General features: G+C 68.0%; 17 protein-coding genes. 7 read left to right on the top strand and 10 right to left on the bottom strand.

Annotation, left to right across the window (positions count from 1 at the left end):
- From OSB52_RS05870 to OSB52_RS05825, 10 genes are all read right to left on the bottom strand, one after another.
- On the bottom strand, nucleotides 1-1,395 hold the full coding sequence (locus tag OSB52_RS05870; protein ID WP_266060887.1) for an NADH-quinone oxidoreductase subunit N: 1,395 nt from the start codon (nucleotides 1,393-1,395) through the stop codon (nucleotides 1-3).
- A gap of 15 nt (nucleotides 1,396-1,410) precedes the next feature.
- Entirely contained in the window at nucleotides 1,411-2,916 is a 1,506-nt protein-coding gene (locus tag OSB52_RS05865; RefSeq protein WP_266060696.1) for a complex I subunit 4 family protein, read from the bottom strand.
- A gap of 2 nt (nucleotides 2,917-2,918) precedes the next feature.
- Entirely contained in the window at nucleotides 2,919-4,766 is a 1,848-nt protein-coding gene (locus tag OSB52_RS05860) for a proton-conducting transporter transmembrane domain-containing protein (protein ID WP_266060694.1), read from the bottom strand.
- 7 nt (nucleotides 4,767-4,773) lie between these two features.
- Nucleotides 4,774-5,076, bottom strand: coding sequence for an NADH-quinone oxidoreductase subunit NuoK (locus OSB52_RS05855; RefSeq protein WP_266060692.1), 303 nt, complete (start codon nucleotides 5,074-5,076; stop codon nucleotides 4,774-4,776).
- Entirely contained in the window at nucleotides 5,073-5,636 is a 564-nt protein-coding gene (locus OSB52_RS05850) for an NADH-quinone oxidoreductase subunit J family protein (RefSeq protein ID WP_266060690.1), read from the bottom strand. Before OSB52_RS05850 ends, OSB52_RS05855 begins: the two co-directional genes overlap by 4 nt.
- A 2-nt stretch (nucleotides 5,637-5,638) precedes the next feature.
- On the bottom strand, nucleotides 5,639-6,574 hold the full coding sequence (locus OSB52_RS05845; protein ID WP_235722902.1) for a complex I subunit 1 family protein: 936 nt from the start codon (nucleotides 6,572-6,574) through the stop codon (nucleotides 5,639-5,641).
- A complete protein-coding gene (locus tag OSB52_RS05840; RefSeq protein WP_266060687.1) occupies nucleotides 6,567-7,763 on the bottom strand; it encodes a hypothetical protein in 1,197 nt (398 codons plus the stop codon). Before OSB52_RS05840 ends, OSB52_RS05845 begins: the two co-directional genes overlap by 8 nt.
- Nucleotides 7,754-8,098: an NADH-quinone oxidoreductase subunit A gene (locus OSB52_RS05835; protein ID WP_235723042.1), complete on the bottom strand. Its 345-nt coding sequence runs from the start codon at nucleotides 8,096-8,098 to the stop codon at nucleotides 7,754-7,756. The genes OSB52_RS05840 and OSB52_RS05835 overlap by 10 nt, the downstream gene beginning before the upstream one ends.
- 190 nt (nucleotides 8,099-8,288) lie before the next feature.
- Nucleotides 8,289-9,083, bottom strand: a complete 795-nt coding sequence (locus tag OSB52_RS05830; protein WP_266060685.1) for an alpha/beta fold hydrolase — start codon at nucleotides 9,081-9,083, stop codon at nucleotides 8,289-8,291.
- Between the two features lie 11 nt (nucleotides 9,084-9,094).
- Nucleotides 9,095-10,138, bottom strand: coding sequence for an NAD(P)-dependent alcohol dehydrogenase (locus OSB52_RS05825; RefSeq protein WP_266060684.1), 1,044 nt, complete (start codon nucleotides 10,136-10,138; stop codon nucleotides 9,095-9,097).
- 185 nt (nucleotides 10,139-10,323) lie between these two features.
- Between OSB52_RS05825 and OSB52_RS05820 the strand changes: the two genes are divergently transcribed.
- The 7 genes from OSB52_RS05820 (at nucleotide 10,324) to pgfA (ending at nucleotide 17,757) form a co-directional block, all read left to right on the top strand.
- Nucleotides 10,324-11,595, top strand: coding sequence for an MFS transporter (locus OSB52_RS05820; RefSeq protein WP_266060683.1), 1,272 nt, complete (start codon nucleotides 10,324-10,326; stop codon nucleotides 11,593-11,595).
- 44 nt (nucleotides 11,596-11,639) lie between these two features.
- A complete protein-coding gene (locus OSB52_RS05815) occupies nucleotides 11,640-12,005 on the top strand; it encodes an ArsR/SmtB family transcription factor (RefSeq protein WP_266060681.1) in 366 nt (121 codons plus the stop codon).
- Nucleotides 12,006-12,175: 170 nt separating this feature from the next.
- Entirely contained in the window at nucleotides 12,176-13,120 is a 945-nt protein-coding gene (locus OSB52_RS05810; protein WP_266060679.1) for a metal ABC transporter substrate-binding protein, read from the top strand.
- Nucleotides 13,107-13,889, top strand: coding sequence for a metal ABC transporter ATP-binding protein (locus OSB52_RS05805; protein ID WP_266060677.1), 783 nt, complete (start codon nucleotides 13,107-13,109; stop codon nucleotides 13,887-13,889). Before OSB52_RS05810 ends, OSB52_RS05805 begins: the two co-directional genes overlap by 14 nt.
- Nucleotides 13,890-13,927: 38 nt before the next feature.
- Entirely contained in the window at nucleotides 13,928-14,749 is an 822-nt protein-coding gene (locus tag OSB52_RS05800; protein WP_372512350.1) for a metal ABC transporter permease, read from the top strand.
- 56 nt (nucleotides 14,750-14,805) lie between these two features.
- Nucleotides 14,806-16,197, top strand: coding sequence for an ABC1 kinase family protein (locus tag OSB52_RS05795; RefSeq protein WP_277614963.1), 1,392 nt, complete (start codon nucleotides 14,806-14,808; stop codon nucleotides 16,195-16,197).
- Between the two features lie 108 nt (nucleotides 16,198-16,305).
- Nucleotides 16,306-17,757, top strand: coding sequence for a cell envelope lipid trafficking protein PgfA (pgfA, locus tag OSB52_RS05790; RefSeq protein WP_266060673.1), 1,452 nt, complete (start codon nucleotides 16,306-16,308; stop codon nucleotides 17,755-17,757).
- Nucleotides 17,758-17,800: the final 43 nt, after the last annotated feature.

The raw sequence follows: 17,800 nt of genomic DNA, 5'->3' as shown, positions 1-17,800 counted from the left end.
TCAGCCCGCGAGCAGATTCCACACCGGCCCGGCCGCCACACCGAGCAGCAGCGATGCGGCCGCCGCGACGACCGCCGTCGCGGCCGCCCATGGTTCGGCCCGGGGCACATCGTCGGAGCGACCGGGCACAGTGCGCCCGAAGACCGGCGCCAACCAGCGCAGATAGAAGAACAGACTCAGCACGGTGGCGATCACCAGCGCGACCGCGAGCCACACCCATCCGCCGTCCCAGGCAGCGGTGGCGACGGTCAGTTTGCCGACGAACACCGCGGTCGGCGGGGTGCCGACGAGACCGAGCAAGGCCACCACCAGGCTGCCCGCAAGCATGGGTGAGGTCGCCGCGAGACCACGGTATTCGCCCAGCGTCCGCAGGTCGGGTCGCGCCGCCGACACCGCGAACGCACCGACGTTGGTGACGGTGTAGCCGACGAGATAGAACAGCAGCGCGGGGAGCGCGAACTCGCTGTCGCCGATCACCACGACCGGCACCAGCAGGAACCCCACCTGCGCGACCGTCGACCAGCCGAGCAGTCGTCGCGGGTCGTCCTGCCAGTATGCGGCCAGCGTGGCCAGGACCATGCCGGCGACCGCCAACACGGCGAGCGCTGCAGCCCACGCCACGGTGTCGGGCACGATCTGGGCCAGTCGGTAGAGGGCGACCAGTGCACCCACCTTGGGCACCGTCGTCACGAAGGTGGCAACGAGGGCATGCGATCCCTGCGCGGCGTCGGGGACCCAGAAGTGGGCGGGCACGCCGCCGGCCTTGAACAGCAGCGCCGCGCTGACCCCGAGCAGACCCGCGGCGACCACGGCTGCAGGCGCGTCGGGCAGGCGGCGGGCCAGTTCCGGGTAATCGGTCACCGCGGTGACGCCGTACAGCAGGGTGATGCCGGCGAGCATCACGATCCCGAACAAGGCACCGAGCAGGTAGGTCTTCATCGCCGCCTCCGCGCTCGCCCCATCGCGGCGCAGACCGATCAGCCCGTACAGCGGGATACCGGCGAGCAGGAAACCGGGCGCGAGGACCAGCAGATCCTGCGCCCCGGCGACGACGAGGGTGCCGGCCGTCGCGAACAGGATCAGCGCGTAGGTCTCGCTCTCCCGGTCCGATCCGGCGATCTCACCGCCCGCGATGGCGAGCACGGCGAGGGCCCCGACGCCGGCCGCGATGCGTACCACCCCGGTGGCGGTGTCGACTACGACGGCACCATCGAACGCCGTGGTCGTGGCGCCGGCCGACGCGACCGCGGCTGCGATCACGGCGCCCACCAGCACGACCGCCGCGAGGAGGCGTGTCCACCATTGACGGGCCCGCGGCACGAAGGAGCCGCAGATCAGCACCGCCAGACCGCCGGCGAAGATCAAGATCTCCGGCAGCATGACCATCGGGCGCATCATGTCGTCCACCGACTACCGCCCGACCAGGTCGACGAGGGTGGTGGCGGCCGGTTCGATGACGTCGAGCAGCGGACGTGGCATCACCCCGATGACGATCGACAGTGCGATCAGCACCCCGACTGCCGCAGTTTCGGTGACGCGCAGGTCCGCGAATTCCGGCGACCGGCCTGCGACCGGCCCGGTGAAGATGCGTTGCAACGCCCACAGGAACAGCCCCGCAACGAGCAGGATGCCCACCAGGGCGACGGCGGTCACCGGAACCGCGGCGATGCTGCCAGTGAAGATCTGGAACTCGGCGATGAAACCGGAGAAGGCGGGCAGGCCGAGGGAGGCGAAGGCACCCAGCGCGAACAGCGTCGCCAACCTCGGCGCCGACGACGCCAGCCCACCGTAGCCGTCGAGGTCATAACTGCCGGCGCGGGCGAAGAACACTCCGGCGAGCAGGAACAGCGCACCGGTGATCAGGCCGTGGCTGACCATCTGGGTGACCGCGCCGGTCACCGCCACCGACCGGGCGTCGGCGGTATCGGCCGCGACCACACCCGCGGCGCCGACGGCCACCAGCACGTAGCCCATGTGGTTGACCGACGTGTAGGCGATCATGCGTTTGAGGTCGGTTTGTGCCAGCGCGACGAGCGCACCGTAGATCACCGACACCACGCCGACCGCGATGACGACGGGCGCCCAGTCCTGCCAGGAGCCCGGCAGCATCGGCATCGCCACCCGCACGAAACCGTAGGTACCCATCTTCAGAAGCACCGCGGCCAGCACCGCCGAACCGATGGCCGGGGCGTCGGTGTGGGCGGGCGGCAGCCAGGTGTGGAACGGGACGGCCGGTGTCTTGATGGCCAGCCCCAGTAGGATCGCCGCCAGGATGAGACCACCGGTGACCGTCCCGTCGGCCGACGGCGACTGCGCCGCGAGTTCCACCATGTCGAAGGTGTGCGGGTCGGCGACCACATAGAGCCCGATGAATCCGAGCAGCAGGACCAGCGACCCGACGAAGGTGTACAGGAAGAACTTGAGCGCAGACCGTCGGGCATCGCCGTGCCCCCAACCGGCGATGACGAAATACATTGCGACGATCGACAGATCGAAGAAGACGAAGAACAGGATGAGGTCGGCGGCGACGAACAAGCCCAGACTGACGCTCTGCAGGAACAGGAACAGCGCCACCTGCGCGCGCGGCCGGTCGTCGGTGTCGCGCAGCGCATAGATCGCGCAGGCCAGGAAGATCACCGCCGTCATCGCGATCACCGGCAGCGACAGGCCGTCGACGCCGACGTGATAGCTGCTGTCCACTCCGGGAATCCAGGGAACCTGCGCGTCGAGGGCCAGCTCGCCTCCGGCCGGGCGATCGTAGATCCACCAGGCCCACCCGACCAGCGCGAGGTCGACGGTGGTGACCGCGACCCACAGCCATCGGATCGCTTGGCCGGTCCATCCGGGAACCAGCAGAACCGCCGCGGCCGCCAACGGCACGAAGACGATCAGACTGAGGACTATCTGGCTGGGCACGATCACCTCACGAACACGAGTACGACGACGGCAAGGACCAGGACGATCACGATCTGCAAGTAGTACTGGTGGAGTTGGCCGGTCTGGGGGCGGCGGGCGAGCACGCCGAGCCGCCCCGCGAGTCTGGCAGCCCCCTCCACCGCGCCGTCGACGCCGTCGGAGTCGATGCGGGCGGTGCGGCGGGCGAACCGGGTGGTGGCGGCCGCGGTGGATTCGACAGCGGCGTCGAGCCGTTTGTCGGCGCGGGCAAGAGCAGTCGCCAGCCGCAGCGCCGGCCTGACGACAACCGCACGAACACCGCGTTCCAGGACCAACCAGTCTGCAGCCCAGGGAAGTTCACGGGACCACAACGTTTCGGACACCCCACGCCACCACACCAGAGCGACGACGATGGCGGCGAGTACCGCCGACACGGCCAGCTCGATCGCCGTGGACGTGGCGACCGACCCGTCGTCGAGCGCGTCGGCCAGGGCGGTACCCGCCGGCGGCAGCGCGAGCACACCGGCGACGGCCGCTCCGATCGCGAGTACGAACACCGGGGCCACCGCACCGCGGGGCGGTGACACCTCGAACGAGGCCGACACGCGCCGGATACCCGGTCGGGCCACCACCGCAACGATTTTCGCCGCGTAGACGGCCGACAGCACCGACGCCAGGAGGCCGACCCCGTAGAGCCGCGGCGAGTGGTCGAGTGCCGCGGCGAGAACGGTGTCCTTGGTGGCCCACAACGACAGTGGCGCGACGCCCGCCAGTGCGAGTGTCGCGACGACGGCGGCGGCGCCGAGCACGCGCCACCGAAGCGCCACGCCGCCGAGCCTGCCGAGATCCTTGGTACCGAGCGTGGTCAGCCACGCACCAGCGGCGAGAAACAATGCGGCCTTGGTGAACGCGTGCGCGACGAGCTGCGCGGAGCCGCCCGCGACCGCGCCGAGACCACCGGCCGCGACCACGAAACCCAACTGCGCGGAGGTGGACGCCGCCAGCAGCTGCTTGAGATCTCGCTGCGCCACCGCGACCACACCGAGGACCACCGCGGTCGCCATGCCGATCCATGCGGCGGTGGGCCCGGCCCAGCCGGTCACGTCGAGCAGCGGCGCGGTCCGCAGCAGCAGGTACCCACCCATCGCCACCATGGCCGCCGAATGCAGCAGCGCGCTGACCGGGCTGGGGCCTTCCATCGCCCGGGACAGCCAGAACGAGAACGGCAGTTGGGCCGCCTTGCCGAGCGCGGCCACCAGAACCCCGGCTGCGATCACGTGCCGCCATCCGTCGCTCGCCGCGGGCAGGTCTGCCAGCGCCATGCCCGCGCCCCCGGCGAGCGCCGCTCCGGCAGCGAGGTACAGCCCGAGGTCGGCGGTCCGCGTGGTGACGAACGCGACCGATCCGGCCGACATCGCGTCGGGGCGCTGCCAATGAAAGCCGATCAGCGCATACGACATCGCGCCCATCAGTTCCCACGCGAGCAGCAAGGTGGGCACCGTCGCAGCACTCGCGGTGACCATCACCGACGCGACGAACAGCAGCATGAGCCCGTGAAATCGGGCCGGAGTTGTGGTGATGTCGGCGGCAGCGAAGATGACGACCAGCAGCGCGACGATGGCGACCACCGGGATCACCAAGGCGGACAGGTCATCGACCGTCAGCGCGAAGTCGGCGCCGGCGATGAACGGGACTGACACGGTGGGACGTTCGATTGCCACCACCACCGCCAGCGCCGACACCACTGCGGTGACGGACATCCCGGTGGCGGCGGCGAAACGATCGGCACGCGGGGCCAGCGCGAGGATGCCGCCGGCCACCGTGGGCACCAGGAACAGCGACCACATCGCGGTCGCGACAAGGGTGTTCATCGGCGGCTCACTCGGCGAGTTCGTCGGCCATGTCGGTCATGTCGGCTCGTCGCTGTCGGTGCAGGAGGGTGGCCACCGCGAATCCCATGGCCATCTCCACGGTCATCGCGGCGATGATGACAAGTAGCAACACCTGCCCCGACGGGTCCGGGGCGAGGAACCACCACATCGCCCCGGCGGCCAAAATGACGCCGTTGATCATGAGTTCGAGGCCCATCATCACCATCACCACCACCTGTTGGGACAGTGCGCCGTACAGGCCGACGCAGAACAGCGCGGCGGCCACGAGGAGCACGGTCTGCAGGGTCATCGGCCCACTCCTCCCGGCTGCGGATCGCGGCCCGGTCGGGTCTTCAGGTCGTCGCCGAATCGGTCGTAGCGAGTGCGCTGCACCGCGAGCACGATGCCGGCGACCATGGTCGCGACCATCACCGGGCTGATGACGATCATCGCGAGCATCTTCGGTCCCATGAGTTCCTCGCCGAGGGCGCGAGTGACATCGACCGACGGCGTACCGCGCCGGCTCGGCCAGTCGGCCATCAGGATTCCCGCGGCGAGCAACATGAAGGTCCCGATCGACGCCGCGAGCGCCCACCGTTTGTCGTGCACCATGCTCATGGGCATGAGTGCCGGGTTCATCCCCATGAACATCACCATGTAGACAGCCATTACCGCCATCTCCATGACCATCATCAGGATGGTCATGACGCCGACGTAGTTCTGCTGCAACAACAGCAATGCCACTCCGACGGCGACGAACGAGATGGCCAGCGCGTAGGTGGCCCGCGCCATCGAGTCCACCCAGAACACCGCGGCCCCGGCGGCCACCGTGATGACCGCGCACACCCAGAAGATGATCTCTGTCAGCATGTTCAGCCCTTCCCGGCCGCGATGACGGCAACCACTAGGTCTTGGATCAGAACCAGCGGGAGCGCGATCACCCAGCCGATCTCCATGAACTTGTCCGGGCGCAGGATCGGCAGTCGGCGGCGCAGCCACACCAGTGCGGTGAGCACGATCGTCGTCTTCACCAGCACCCACAGCCAGTCGGGCAACAGTGGTCCGGCACCACCACCGAGGAACATGGGGACGGCGAAAGCGGCGCCCGCCGCGAGCAGCGCCAAGCGCCCACCCTGGAAGAGCAGACGGTCCACCCCGGACAGTTCGGCGGTCACTCCGCCGGCGAGGTCGCGGCCGGCGGCCGCGGCGAACGGACCCCACACCGAGAACGCCGTCACGGTAAGGCAGTAGACCAAAAACGCCACCGGCATCCACACGACATACCAAAGTCCCTGTTGTGCCGCCACGACATCGGTGACGCGGAGGCTCTCTGCGGCGATCGCGGGAGCAACCAGCGCGAACATCAGTGGCAGTTCGTAGCCCAGACCGTGTGCGAGGAAACGGTACCCGCCCACCAGTCCGTACGCCGAGTTGGCACCCCAGCCAGTGAGCCACACCAACGCCCAGATCATCACGTCCATTGCGTTGAACCACACGATGCCGACGTCGAGGTCGAACAAGGTCCACGAGCCGAGCGGTACGACGGTGATCATCAACAGAGCGGCGACGAGCATCCCGTATGCACCTGCACGCCAGAGCAATTCGTCAGCCTTCACGGGTACTCGGCGTCGTTGCCGAAGCAGCCGGGCGGTCTCGTGCACAGGACTGGCCGCCGCGCTCAGATGAGCGCCGCGCGGAGCCGCGAGCACTCTATCGACCCCGGCGGCGTACAGCGCGAACACCCCGAGGATCGCCGCGGCGGCCGGCGCCCAGATCGCGGGCACGGTGGCGATGGTCGACTCACCCATGCTGTTCTCCCGGCGCGGGAATGACCATCTGCGCGACATCGATACCCAGACTGGCGATGACCAGCCGCGTGGCCGCGAGATCGAGCCCGACGATCAGTTCCGGTATCAGTAACTCCCCGCAGCGCCAGTGCAGGGGCGTCACGAAGGGTCCCCCCTCCTCACCATCGGCTCCCCCAATCACACTGAGCCGCGCCAGCATTCGGTCGTGCACGTCGCCGGTCAGTGCCGGAAGGTACTCGTCGACACCGAGTTCCTCAGCCCGATCATGATCCAGCACACCGAGACCACGCAGCGACCACCGCAGGGGCGACGACCGCCGAATCCGCCGATACAGCGGCCCAAGTTCTGCCCGCGCCCGCTCCAGCTCATCGTCGACGAGCAGTGCGCGCACCGCACGCGCCTGCGCTGCAACGTTTTCCGCGCCGGCTAGAGCCAACACATCGACGACAACCGAACAGTGGTTCACCGCTTCGACAGTTGAGTCGGCCCCGGACGCAACGAGCGCTTCTGCGTCGAGCACATCCACCTGCGCATCGACCACGACGTCACCCTGCAGCGTGCATTGGACGACGAGCCCGGCCGGCCAGTGAGTCATTATCGGCCCCAGCGGCAGATGCAGGACGTCCATCTCGAGGCCGTCGCGATCGTCGGCACCCTCAGCGAGTGGAATCCCGGCCGGTGCCATCGACCCGTGGTCCATGCCGCCGTGGTCCATGCCGCCGTGGTCCATCTGACCGTGGTCCATCTGACCGTGGCCCATCTGACCGTGGCCCATTCCGCCGTGGTGCATCCGGGCATGCTCTTCGGCGTCGTCGGAGTGGCGCGCGGAACCGTCGTCGCCCTTGTCGTGTCGATGGCGCGCATCGTCGCGCTGCCGATCGATGTCGGACAGCTCCACGACCGCCTGGTCGAAGGCGGGATCCACCTGGCTGCGTTCGTCCACCTGGATGCGCACTCTCGGGCCCGGAAGCTGTTGCCAGACTTGCTCGATCGCCTCGGTGAGCCGTGGACCGGACGTTCCCACGACGGCGAGGACGTCGGCGTCGGCCGGCGACTCCGCAACCACCCATCCACGCTCCCGCACCTTGGCGTCGACCACGACCTCGAGGATGCGATTCCCTGCAGCCGCCACAACGAGCACATGGACGCGGCGTACAGCCAGCCGAGCCAGCAGCGACTTCACGCCCATCGCAGCACGCCTTCTCGCCACGCCCAGGCGACGACCACGAACAGTGCCGCGAGGAAGACAAACATCTCGATGACCGCCGACATCCCGAGATCGGCGACAACCACTGCCCATGGGTACATGAACAACATCTCAACGTCGAAGGCCAAGAACAGCAGCGTCACCGGATACCAGCGTGCGTGATAGCGCGAGAGGGCGTGCTCGGCAGGCGCCCAACCCGACTGGAAGGGCATTACCGTCAGCGATGAGCGCGCCACCGCGGTGAGGCGGTGCAGCGCGAGAACCGCAACTATGACCCCGAGGGCCACCGTGAGCATCGCTCCCACCCCGGCGTAGATGACGCACCTCCTCCGGTCGCCGTACCGCACGATCACTGCCGTCACCGCGTTCCAGGCGAGTTGCCCGATGAGGTCCGCCTCAAACACCGCCCACTCTGTCTATACCCCTATGGGGTATTAGTCAACAGTCGCTGATGCCGCAATCGCTCTGGCCGCCAGAACGGCTGGCGATACCCTGGCGTCGAGCCAGTCAAGTCGTAACGAGGAACCCTGCGACCGCATCGGACCAGGAACGCAGAGCGTCCGGCGTCGACGCCACGCGCAGTTCGGCATTCGGTAGCGCTTCGGCGAGCAGTTCGCCGCTACTGACCGGGTGCGCCGGGTCTCCCGTCCAGGCCAGGATGAGCGTTGGCTGGGTGAGTGCACCGAACTCATCGGCCGGTGGAAGGTCGGTGATGGCCGAACCGCGCAGTACCCAAGGATAGATCGACGAGCGCACCGCAACCCGACCGACGTAGCGCTCGGTTTCGACCAGCGCGGGAGACGCGGGAACATTCGGGGCCGCTCGCAAATACGCAGCCAACCCGCGACGTTCGATCGCATCGGCATCCGACACACGCAGGGGCGTCAAGGCACGCCGGGAATCCCAGATCGTCGGCGCCGTCGTGAGGACGAGCCGGTCGAATCGTTCGGGCGCAGCGAGGGCCGCGCAGAGGATCGTCGCAGTTCCCATGGAGGCGCCGATGGCGTGCACACGTTCGCCGGGCGCGGCGATGTCGAGCAGCGCGAGGAGATCGGCTGCGAGTTCCGGCCAGGTGTACTCGTCCGCGGTCCGCCCACCACTCGAGCGACCGTGCCCCCGAGCGTCATACCGAATCAGCCGATGCGTTGAACTCACTGCACGCCAATCGAATTGACCCGACGACTCCGGGCCGTAGGAGCATGAGCTCATTCCATGCGCCCACACCGCCGCCGGTCCACGACCCGTCTGGTTCCAGGCGAGTCGGGCACCGCGGATGTCGGCGAAGCGGAACGGCGGGGTCACCGCGGAGAAGGCTAGAGCGTCGCCGTGTCGATGACGAACCGGTACCGCACGTCGCTGGCGACGACGCGGTCGTACGCCTCGTTGATCTTGTCGGCGCCGATCACCTCGATCTCGGAGCCGATGCCGTGCTCGGCGCAAAAGTCCAGCATCTCCTGGGTTTCTGCGATGCCACCGATCATCGAGCCGGCAAAGCTGCGGCGATTCGCCGCGACCGCGAACGCGGGTACCTCGATCGGATGCTCGGGCAGCCCGAGTTCGACGAGTGTTCCGTTGAGGGCGAGCATGCCGAGGTACTTCTGCATCGGCAGATTCGCCGACACGGTGTTGACGATCAGGTCGAACTCGTTGCGCAGGTTCGTGAACGTATCCGGGTCGCTGGTGGCGTAGTAGTGATCGGCGCCCAGACGCAGGCCGTCCTCCATCTTCTTGAGCGACTGCGAGAGCACGGTCACCTCGGCGCCCATCGCGTGGGCGATCTTGACACCCATGTGCCCCAGTCCGCCGAGCCCGACGATCGCAACCTTCTTGCCGGGACCGGCGTTCCAATGCCGCAGCGGCGAGTAGAGGGTGATCCCGGCGCAGAGCAGCGGCGCGGCCTCGTCGAGCCCGATGCCCTCCGGGATGCCGCACACGTAATTCTCGTCCACCACGATGGCCTTGCTGTAGCCGCCGTGGGTGGGCTCGCCGTCACGGTCGACGGCGTTGTAGGTGCCGGTCATGCCGCGCTCGCAGTACTGCTCGTCGCCGGCCTGGCACGGCTCGCATTCTCGGCAGGAGTCGACGAAGCAGCCGACTCCCACCCGGTCACCGACCGAGTACCGGGTGACCTCGGAGCCGACCGCCGAGACGATGCCGGCGATCTCATGGCCGGGCACCACCGGGAAGGCGGTACGCCCCCACTCCCCGCGGGCGGTGTGGATGTCGGAGTGACAGATTCCCGCGTACGCGATGTCAATGACCACGTCATGTGGCTTCGGATCGCGACGCTCGATGGTGGCCGGCTCCAGCGGAGCGTCGGCGGCGGTGGCGATGTAGGCGTTGACGGTGGTGGGCATGGATGCTCCCTGTTGTTCGACGTCAGGTTCGCGGGATGCGAGTCGAGCTCGTCGATCCCGCTGCGGACCTCCCCGCGCTCGTTCCAGTGTTCCGCAGAACCGGCGCCGAGTGTGCCGACGAGCGAGTTCGTCACATCACGGAATATTTATGTGCGCATATGCGCACCTATGTCTACTATCGATTCGTGGTCAGCTTGTTCCGCATCCCGGTGTTTCGGCGGTTGTTCGCCGCCCAGGTCGTCTCGCTGCTCGGGACCGGCCTGATGACCGTGGCGCTGGGACTATTGGCGTTCGACCTGGCGGGCACCGACGCGGGAGCCGTACTAGGCACCGCGCTGGCGATCAAGATGATCGCCTACGTCGTGATGGCGCCGATCATGCGCGCCGTGTGCAGTCACTTCTCGGCGCGCTCGGTGCTGGTGGGCGCCGACGTCGTGCGCGTGGTGATGGCGGCCGCGCTGCCCTTCCTCGGCGAGGTGTGGCAGGTGTATCTGCTGGTGTTCGCACTGCAATCGGCGTCGGCGACGTTCACCCCCACGTTCGGCTCGGTGATCCCGACGGTGGTCACCGATCGCGACACCTATACCCGTGCGATATCCGCATCGCGGGTCGCCTACGACCTCGAATCGGTGGTCAGCCCGATGATCGCCGCCGCGCTACTCGGCCTCATGAGCTACTCGTATCTCTTCGTCGGCACCGCAATCGGATTCGTCGGCTCGGCCACGTTCGTGCTGACGTCCGGGCTGCACGGATCGCCCCGCCGGTCCGGCACTGTGCGCTCGGTCGGCGACCTCTGGGACAACACGACCGCAGGCCTGCGCATCATGCTGCAGCGCCCGGTCTTTCGCGGAATCTTGTGGGCCAATGTGGCCGCCGCCGCGGCCACCGCGGTGGTGGTCGTCGGTTCAGTGGTCTATGTCCGCGCAACGCTGGGTCTCGGCGATTCGATGCTCGCGGTCTCGCTCGCGGTCTTCGGCGCCGGGTCGATCGCGGCGGCCGTCGCGTTGCGGCGTCTGCTGCGGGCCCTCGGTGGCGTCCGACGAGTCGTCGGGCATGCCGCGATGCTGTGTGCAGCCGCGCTGGCCGGCGTCGCCGCGATGACCGCGACCCGCCCGACGCCGGCGGCGCTGCTGATTCTGTGGTTCGTCCTCGGCGCAGGGACTTCGCTGATCACCATGGCCACCACCCAGTTGCTGCGCGACCACACCCACGACGACGACCGGGACGTTGTCTTCACCGCGCAGTTCTCCTCGTCGCACGCCGCGTTCCTGGTGACGTATCCGCTCGCCGGTTGGGGTCCCGCCCTGGTCGGCCCCTGGGTGATGCCCCTGGCGATGGCCGCGATGGCGGCGACCGCCGGCCTCCTCGCCCGACGCACCTGGACACGTGCGACATCGGCACGACCGGTGCGCGCGCACCGGTCGCCTACGATGACATCCGAGGCAGTGACCGGCTGAGTCCGTCGAGCAGGCCACGCCGATCCCGCGAGGAGGTCTGGCAGATGACCGACGAGACCGCGTTGCCACGCGACTCCCGCAGCCTGCATCACTTCGTCGATCCCGACCCCGCGCTGCTCGCTGCCGCGACCTCGGTTTTCGCCATGCTCGCCGAACCGACGCGACTGCACATCGTGTCCCTGCTCGCCGACGGCGAAACCGACGTCAGCTCTCTGACCGAGGCCACCGGCGCGTCCCGGACCGCGGTCAGCCAGCACCTCGCGAAACTGCGCTTCACCGGCCTCGTCGACACCCGCAAAGACGGCCGCCGCGTCATCTACCGCATCCGCGACGGCCATCTGCGCCGGCTGGTTGCCGAAGCGCTCAACTTCGCTGACCATCAGGTGACCGGCGAACCCACCCATTCGTGAGCTCGCCGGGCGGCGGCGACCACCACCCGCCCCGGTTCCTTCCCCTGACTTCCGGTCATCCCCCACAAACGCGCGGAAAGTCTGGCACTACCCCGGGGGAGGAACCGCGACGCCACCGAGTCAGGCATGGCTAACTTGCAAGTTCGGTAACCCGAAACTACGGTATGCGCATGTCACAGGTCCGGCGCGGTGCGTTCATCGCGGCCGTCGTGCTGCTCGTCACGGCCCTCGGCGCATGCGGTTCTGCCGGGACGCAGAGTGACCGCCCCAAGGTGCTCACCACGTTCACCGTGCTCGCCGACATCGCGCGCAACGTCGGCGGATCGCACGCCGAGGCCGTGTCGCTGACCAAATTCGGCGCGGAGATCCACGGATACGAGCCCACTCCCGGAGACTTGCACAAGGCAATGGATGCGTCGCTGGTGGTGGTCAACGGGCTGCATCTGGATGACTGGTTCGAGCGGTTCCTCGCCGACATGAATGTTCCGCGAATCGTCGCCAGCGAGGGGATCGAGCCGATGCACATCAGCGAGATTCCAGGCGCGGCCGCCGACGATGCGGACCGACCCAACCCGCATGCCTGGATGTCACCGACCGCGGCGAAGATCTACGCCGCCAACATCGCGACCGGCCTCGCGCGGGTGGACCCCGAGCACGCCGAAGACTACCGGCGCAACGCAGCGAAGTACGAGCGCCAACTCGACGCCGAGCAGCAACGCCTGATCGATGCGGTCGCCACGCTCCCGGATAACGAGCGGGCGTTGGTGTCGTGCGAAGGTGCATTCAGCTACCTGGCCCGCGACACCGGACTCACCGAGCACTACATCTGGCCGGTGAACTCCGAACAAGAGGCCACTCCCCAACAGATGCGCCGGACCGTGGAATTCGTCCGCGCTCGCGACGTGCCGGCGGTGTTCTGCGAATCCACCGTCAACGACGCACCGATGCGGCAGGTGCAGGCCGACACCGGCGCGCGCTACGGCGGAACCCTCTACGTCGATTCGCTGTCCGAGGCCGACGGACCGGTTCCCACCTACCTCGACCTGCTGCGCCACGACATCTCCACCATCGTCGCCGGACTCACCGGAAAGGACCTCGACCGTGCCGAACCCTGATACCGCACAACAGGTTCCAGCTCTCGACATTTCCGGACTCACCGTGCGATACGGCCCGGTGACCGCGCTCGACGATGTGTCCATGACGGTCCTCCCCGGCCGCATCTGCGGCCTGATCGGCATGAACGGATCCGGCAAATCAACGCTGTTCAAGTCGATCATGGGGTTGGTGCGACCCACCTCGGGGCGGGTGACGATAGCCGGGCACGCCACCTCGCGTGCCCGCGCTCGCGGCTTGGTCTCCTACGTCCCCCAGGCCGAGGACGTGGACTGGCAGTTCCCCATCTCGGTCCGCGAAGTGGCGATGACCGGTCGCTACGGACGACAGAACCTCTTCCGGCGCATCACCGCTCGCGACAACGAGGCCGTCGACGCCGCGCTCGCCCAGGTCGGACTCACCGACCTGGCCGACCGACAGATCGGGCGGCTGTCCGGTGGCCAACGCAAACGCGCCTTCGTCGCACGCGGGATCGCGCAGGGGGCCGAGATCCTGCTGCTCGACGAACCGTTCGCCGGCGTCGACAAACGTTCGGAGGCAACGATCATCGACCTGCTGACCGAGCTCGCCGCCACGGGTCGGACCGTGCTGATCTCCACGCATGATCTGTCCACCCTTCCCTCCTTCGCAGACGAAGCGGTCCTGCTGATGCAGCGAGTGCTGATCCATGGCACCCCCGAAGAGGCACTGCGGCCGGAGAACCTGGCGCTGGCCTTCGGCGTCGACGTCACCGAACGCCGCGCGCCGCGCACCGATGCGGAGGTCGGCTGATGATCGAGTTCCTCATCGAGCCCTGGACGCTGTCGTTCATGCGCGACGCCTTCTTCGCCAGCGCCGTCGCGGCGGCCGTGTGCGCCCTGATCAGTTGTTGGATCGTGCTGATCGGCTGGTCGCTGATGGGCGATGCGGTGTCGCATGCAGTGCTGCCCGGGGTGGTGTTGTCCTACATCGTCGGGGTGCCGTTCGCGATCGGTGCGGTGATCTTCGGGTTCCTGGCCGTCGCACTCATCGGCACCATCCGCGACACCAGTCGGGTCAAAGAGGACGCGGCGATCGGCATCGTCTTCACCACCCTGTTCGCCCTCGGCCTCGTGCTGGTCTCGGCCACCCCCAGCCAGACCGACCTCGGACACATCCTGTTCGGCAACGTGCTGGGCGTCAGCGGGTCCGCGCTGTGGCAGCTGGTGATCCTCGGCGCCGTGGTCACCGCGGTGCTGGTGGCCAAACGCCGCGACCTGACCCTGTTCGCCTTCGACCCGGTGCACGCGCATGCCATCGGGTTGTCGCGCCGGTGGCTGGGCGCCCTGCTCCTGGGGCTGCTGGCGTCGACCTGCGTCGTCGCCCTACAGATCGTCGGCGTCATCCTGGTCGTGGCGATGTTGATCATCCCCGGCGCCGCCGCGCATCTGTTGACCGACAAGTTCGGACACATGCTGCTGCTGGCCCCCGCGCTGGCCGTCGGGGCCACCGTGATGGGCATCTACGTCAGCTACGGCGCCGACGTCTCGCCCGGCGGCATGGTGGTGGTCACCCAGGGTGTGATGTTCACCGCGATCTACCTTTTCGCACCCCGCAACGGCCTCGTGACCAGCTGGTACGGCCGACGCCGGACGGCAATCGCGACGGTCTGATCGGCTCGTCACCTGGGATCCACCGGTCGTGATCGTTACACTTGCCGATGGTGACAATGCAGAACTCCGCTGACGACGGCCGCAATGCTCCCGGTCCCGAGCTCCGCGCGCAGCTGCCCACGGTGTCGCCGCTGACCGAGATCACCCGGTTCGGCGCGGCGACGGCACATGCCGCGGCGGGAGTCGGGCGTTTCGTGTTCCACAGTGCACAGGGCCTGCTGCACGGCAGAACACCGACCGCCGCCCTCGTCGCTCATGAGATCCGAACCATCTTCGAACATCTCGGCCCCACCTACGTGAAGCTCGGCCAGCTCATCGCATCCAGCCCGGGTGTGTTCACCGAGACCCTTGCTACCGAGTTCGAGTCACTGCTCGATCGGGTGCCGCCGGCCGATCCGGCTGCCATCCGCGAGCTGTTCATCGCCGAACTCGGCCGACCTCCCGAAGAGGTGTTCGCCGCTTTCGACGTTCACCCGATCGCGTCGGCGTCGATCGCCCAGGTCCATACCGCCACCCTGCACTCCGGTGAGGAAGTGGTGGTCAAGATCCAGCGGCCGGGGATCACCGAACGCCTCGCCCCCGACATTGCACTGCTCGAACGGTTCGCGGGGCTCGCCGAGATCTCCGAATACGGCCGCATGCTCAGCGCCCGACACGTCGTCGAGGACTTCGCCGACGGCCTCGACGACGAACTCGACTTCCGCAACGAGGCGACCACGATGCGCGAATGGTACGAGTGCCTGCGCGAGGGGCCGTTCGGCGCTCGGGTACGGGTGCCGCAGGTGTACGACGAATTCACCACCTCCCGGGTGCTCACGATGGAACGCATCTACGCCATCCGGATCGACGACGCCGACGCCGTGCGCGCCGCCGGCCACGACGGGGTGGCGTTGTGCCGCAACCTGCTGCTCTCGTTGCTGGAGTCGGCCTTTCACGGCGGCCTGTTCCACGGCGATCTGCACGCCGGCAACGTGCTCGTCGACGCCGAAGGCACGTTGGTGTTGTTGGACTTCGGCATCGTCGGGCGCTTCTCCAAGCGCACCCGGCGCATCCTGCGGCAGCTCGTCGTCGACCTGATCGTGCGGGGTGACTACGAGGCCGCAGGTCGCGCCATCTTCCTGCTCGGCGCCGTCCACAAGCCAGGCTCGACTGCGCAGGGGGCCGAGGACATCAAGAAAGTCGCCATGCCGCTGGGCGCCACCGACCTGGCCTCGATGTCCTACACCGACCTGGGCCGGCAGCTGGCCGCTGTCGCCAAGGCCCACGATGCCCGGCTGCCCCGGGAGCTGGTCTTGGTGGGCAAGCAGCTGCTCTACGTCGAGAAGTACATGAAGCTCCTGGCCCCGCGGTGGAAGGCAATGGCCGACAAAGAAATCTACGGATACATGGCGGGGATCATGAAGGAGGCCGAGCGGGACCGGCGCGACGATCGGGCCGCATCCGGCTGACCTCCGACAGTTGTCGACCACGCGCCGATAGGGTGGGACGTTGAGTCCTGCCGTGTGGCGGGCCGTGTGGTTTCTGGGCGTGGAGCCTGTGAGTTCTGGGAGTGGAGAATGAGACGACTTTGGCTGGCGCTGCCGGCGTTCCTCGGCGCCGCCTGTATTGCCGCCGCCATCGCCATACCGTTGTTCCTGGTGCCCCAGCTGCGGGTGGTGCCCCTCGACCTCGACATCACCTCGGAGGCGACCACCGTGTCCGAGGACGGCTCGACGGGTGATCGTTTTCCGGCGCGGGTCTTCGACCGCTGCTCGGTGAACGAACGCCGCGCGCAGGTCGACGACGCTCATCTCAGTCAGCAGCGCCGGTCGGTGATCGTCGACCCGTCCGACCGCCGCCAGGCGACCCTGCAGTCCGCACAGACCGTGCAGATCGACCGCCTTCGCGATGCCGACGGCGAGGAGACCGAACCCACGATGGCGGCGGCGGACGCAGCCCGCGAGTGCAACGACGGGCTGCTCACCGCGAACATCGACCGGGTGTCGGTGAACCGCAAGAGCTCGGTGCCCAACGGGACGGTCAGCTCGCTGCAGCTCGAGGCCGCACCCGAGGGCGTCAACCCGCAGGACGTGTCCGTGGAGCTGCCCGACCGGCAGGGCTTCCAGTACAAGTTCGGGTTCGATGTGCAGAAGCGTTCCTACCTCTACTACGACACCAACACCCGCCAGGACATCCCGGTCGAGTTCGTCGGGGAGAAGACCATCGACGGCGTCACCGTCTACGAGTTCAGCGGCGAGGTCCCCGAAACCGATGTGTCGAGCCTGCCGAACGCCCAGGGACAGGCCGCGTTGGGCACCATCCTGACCATGCCGGCCAGCTGGTGGGGGATCTCCGGCCGGGGCGTCGAACCACGCGACCAGGTCACCATGCACCGGTATGCGACGGCCACCCGCACCGTGTGGGTGGAGCCCGAGACCGGCACCATCGTCGACGGGATGGAAGACCAGCACCAGTACTTCCGCTCACCCGATCAGAGCGACGACACCCCGGCACCGATCCGCGACTTCCAGATGGATGTGTTGAAAGCCCGGTTCAAGTGGACCGATGAGACCGTCTCCAACCAGGCCGCCCGCGCCGACGACTACATGGGCCAGCTGCGGCTCGGCAACTTCTGGCTGCCGCTGATCCTCGCCGTCGTCGGTGTGGTGCTGCTGGGCGTGTGGGCGCTGATGTGGTGGCGGGGACGCCGCCGCGGCGACCACGACACCACCCCGCCCGCCGACGATCCGGCGACGACCTCGTGGCTGGGTGAGTCGCGCGGTGAGCATTCGCCGACGGTGGCGGCCGATGATGCGGCCGGTGGTGGTGTCGCGGGTGCTGCCGGTGCTGCGGGTGCCGGAGCTGCCGATGGGCGCGCCGGCGGGGCACACGCTGCCGACCCGTGGGATCAGCCGACGGAGCAGATCCCGCGCGTCGAGAGCGCGCCCGACAACGACAGCGCCACGCAGGCGTACACGCCGCCGGACGACGACGAGACGCAGCACTTCCGCCGTCCCCCCTCCGAGTAGACCGACGGCAGATACCTCGGAAAGCCAACATCACCTTGCAACC

Source organism: Gordonia aquimaris, assembly GCF_026262595.1.
In the GTDB taxonomy this organism is placed as follows: domain Bacteria; phylum Actinomycetota; class Actinomycetes; order Mycobacteriales; family Mycobacteriaceae; genus Gordonia; species Gordonia tangerina.
Note: the sequence above shows the minus strand (reverse complement) of the source record. Positions and strands in the feature narration are given on the sequence as shown.

Excerpts from the sequence above, each read along its gene's own strand:
- OSB52_RS05870 (WP_266060887.1), bottom strand. The coding sequence starts at position 1,395 with ATGCGCCCGATGGTCATGCTGCCGGAGATCTTGATCTTCGCCGGCGGT.
- OSB52_RS05860 (WP_266060694.1), bottom strand. The coding sequence starts at position 4,766 with ATGAACACCCTTGTCGCGACCGCGATGTGGTCGCTGTTCCTGGTGCCC.
- OSB52_RS05855 (WP_266060692.1), bottom strand. The coding sequence starts at position 5,076 with ATGACCCTGCAGACCGTGCTCCTCGTGGCCGCCGCGCTGTTCTGCGTC.
- OSB52_RS05850 (WP_266060690.1), bottom strand. The coding sequence starts at position 5,636 with ATGCTGACAGAGATCATCTTCTGGGTGTGCGCGGTCATCACGGTGGCC.
- OSB52_RS05845 (WP_235722902.1), bottom strand. The coding sequence starts at position 6,574 with ATGGGTGAGTCGACCATCGCCACCGTGCCCGCGATCTGGGCGCCGGCC.
- OSB52_RS05840 (WP_266060687.1), bottom strand. The coding sequence starts at position 7,763 with ATGGGCGTGAAGTCGCTGCTGGCTCGGCTGGCTGTACGCCGCGTCCAT.
- OSB52_RS05825 (WP_266060684.1), bottom strand. The coding sequence starts at position 10,138 with ATGCCCACCACCGTCAACGCCTACATCGCCACCGCCGCCGACGCTCCG.
- OSB52_RS05815 (WP_266060681.1), top strand. The coding sequence starts at position 11,640 with ATGACCGACGAGACCGCGTTGCCACGCGACTCCCGCAGCCTGCATCAC.
- OSB52_RS05810 (WP_266060679.1), top strand. The coding sequence starts at position 12,176 with ATGTCACAGGTCCGGCGCGGTGCGTTCATCGCGGCCGTCGTGCTGCTC.
- OSB52_RS05800 (WP_372512350.1), top strand. The coding sequence starts at position 13,928 with ATGCGCGACGCCTTCTTCGCCAGCGCCGTCGCGGCGGCCGTGTGCGCC.
- OSB52_RS05795 (WP_277614963.1), top strand. The coding sequence starts at position 14,806 with ATGCAGAACTCCGCTGACGACGGCCGCAATGCTCCCGGTCCCGAGCTC.
- pgfA (WP_266060673.1), top strand. The coding sequence starts at position 16,306 with ATGAGACGACTTTGGCTGGCGCTGCCGGCGTTCCTCGGCGCCGCCTGT.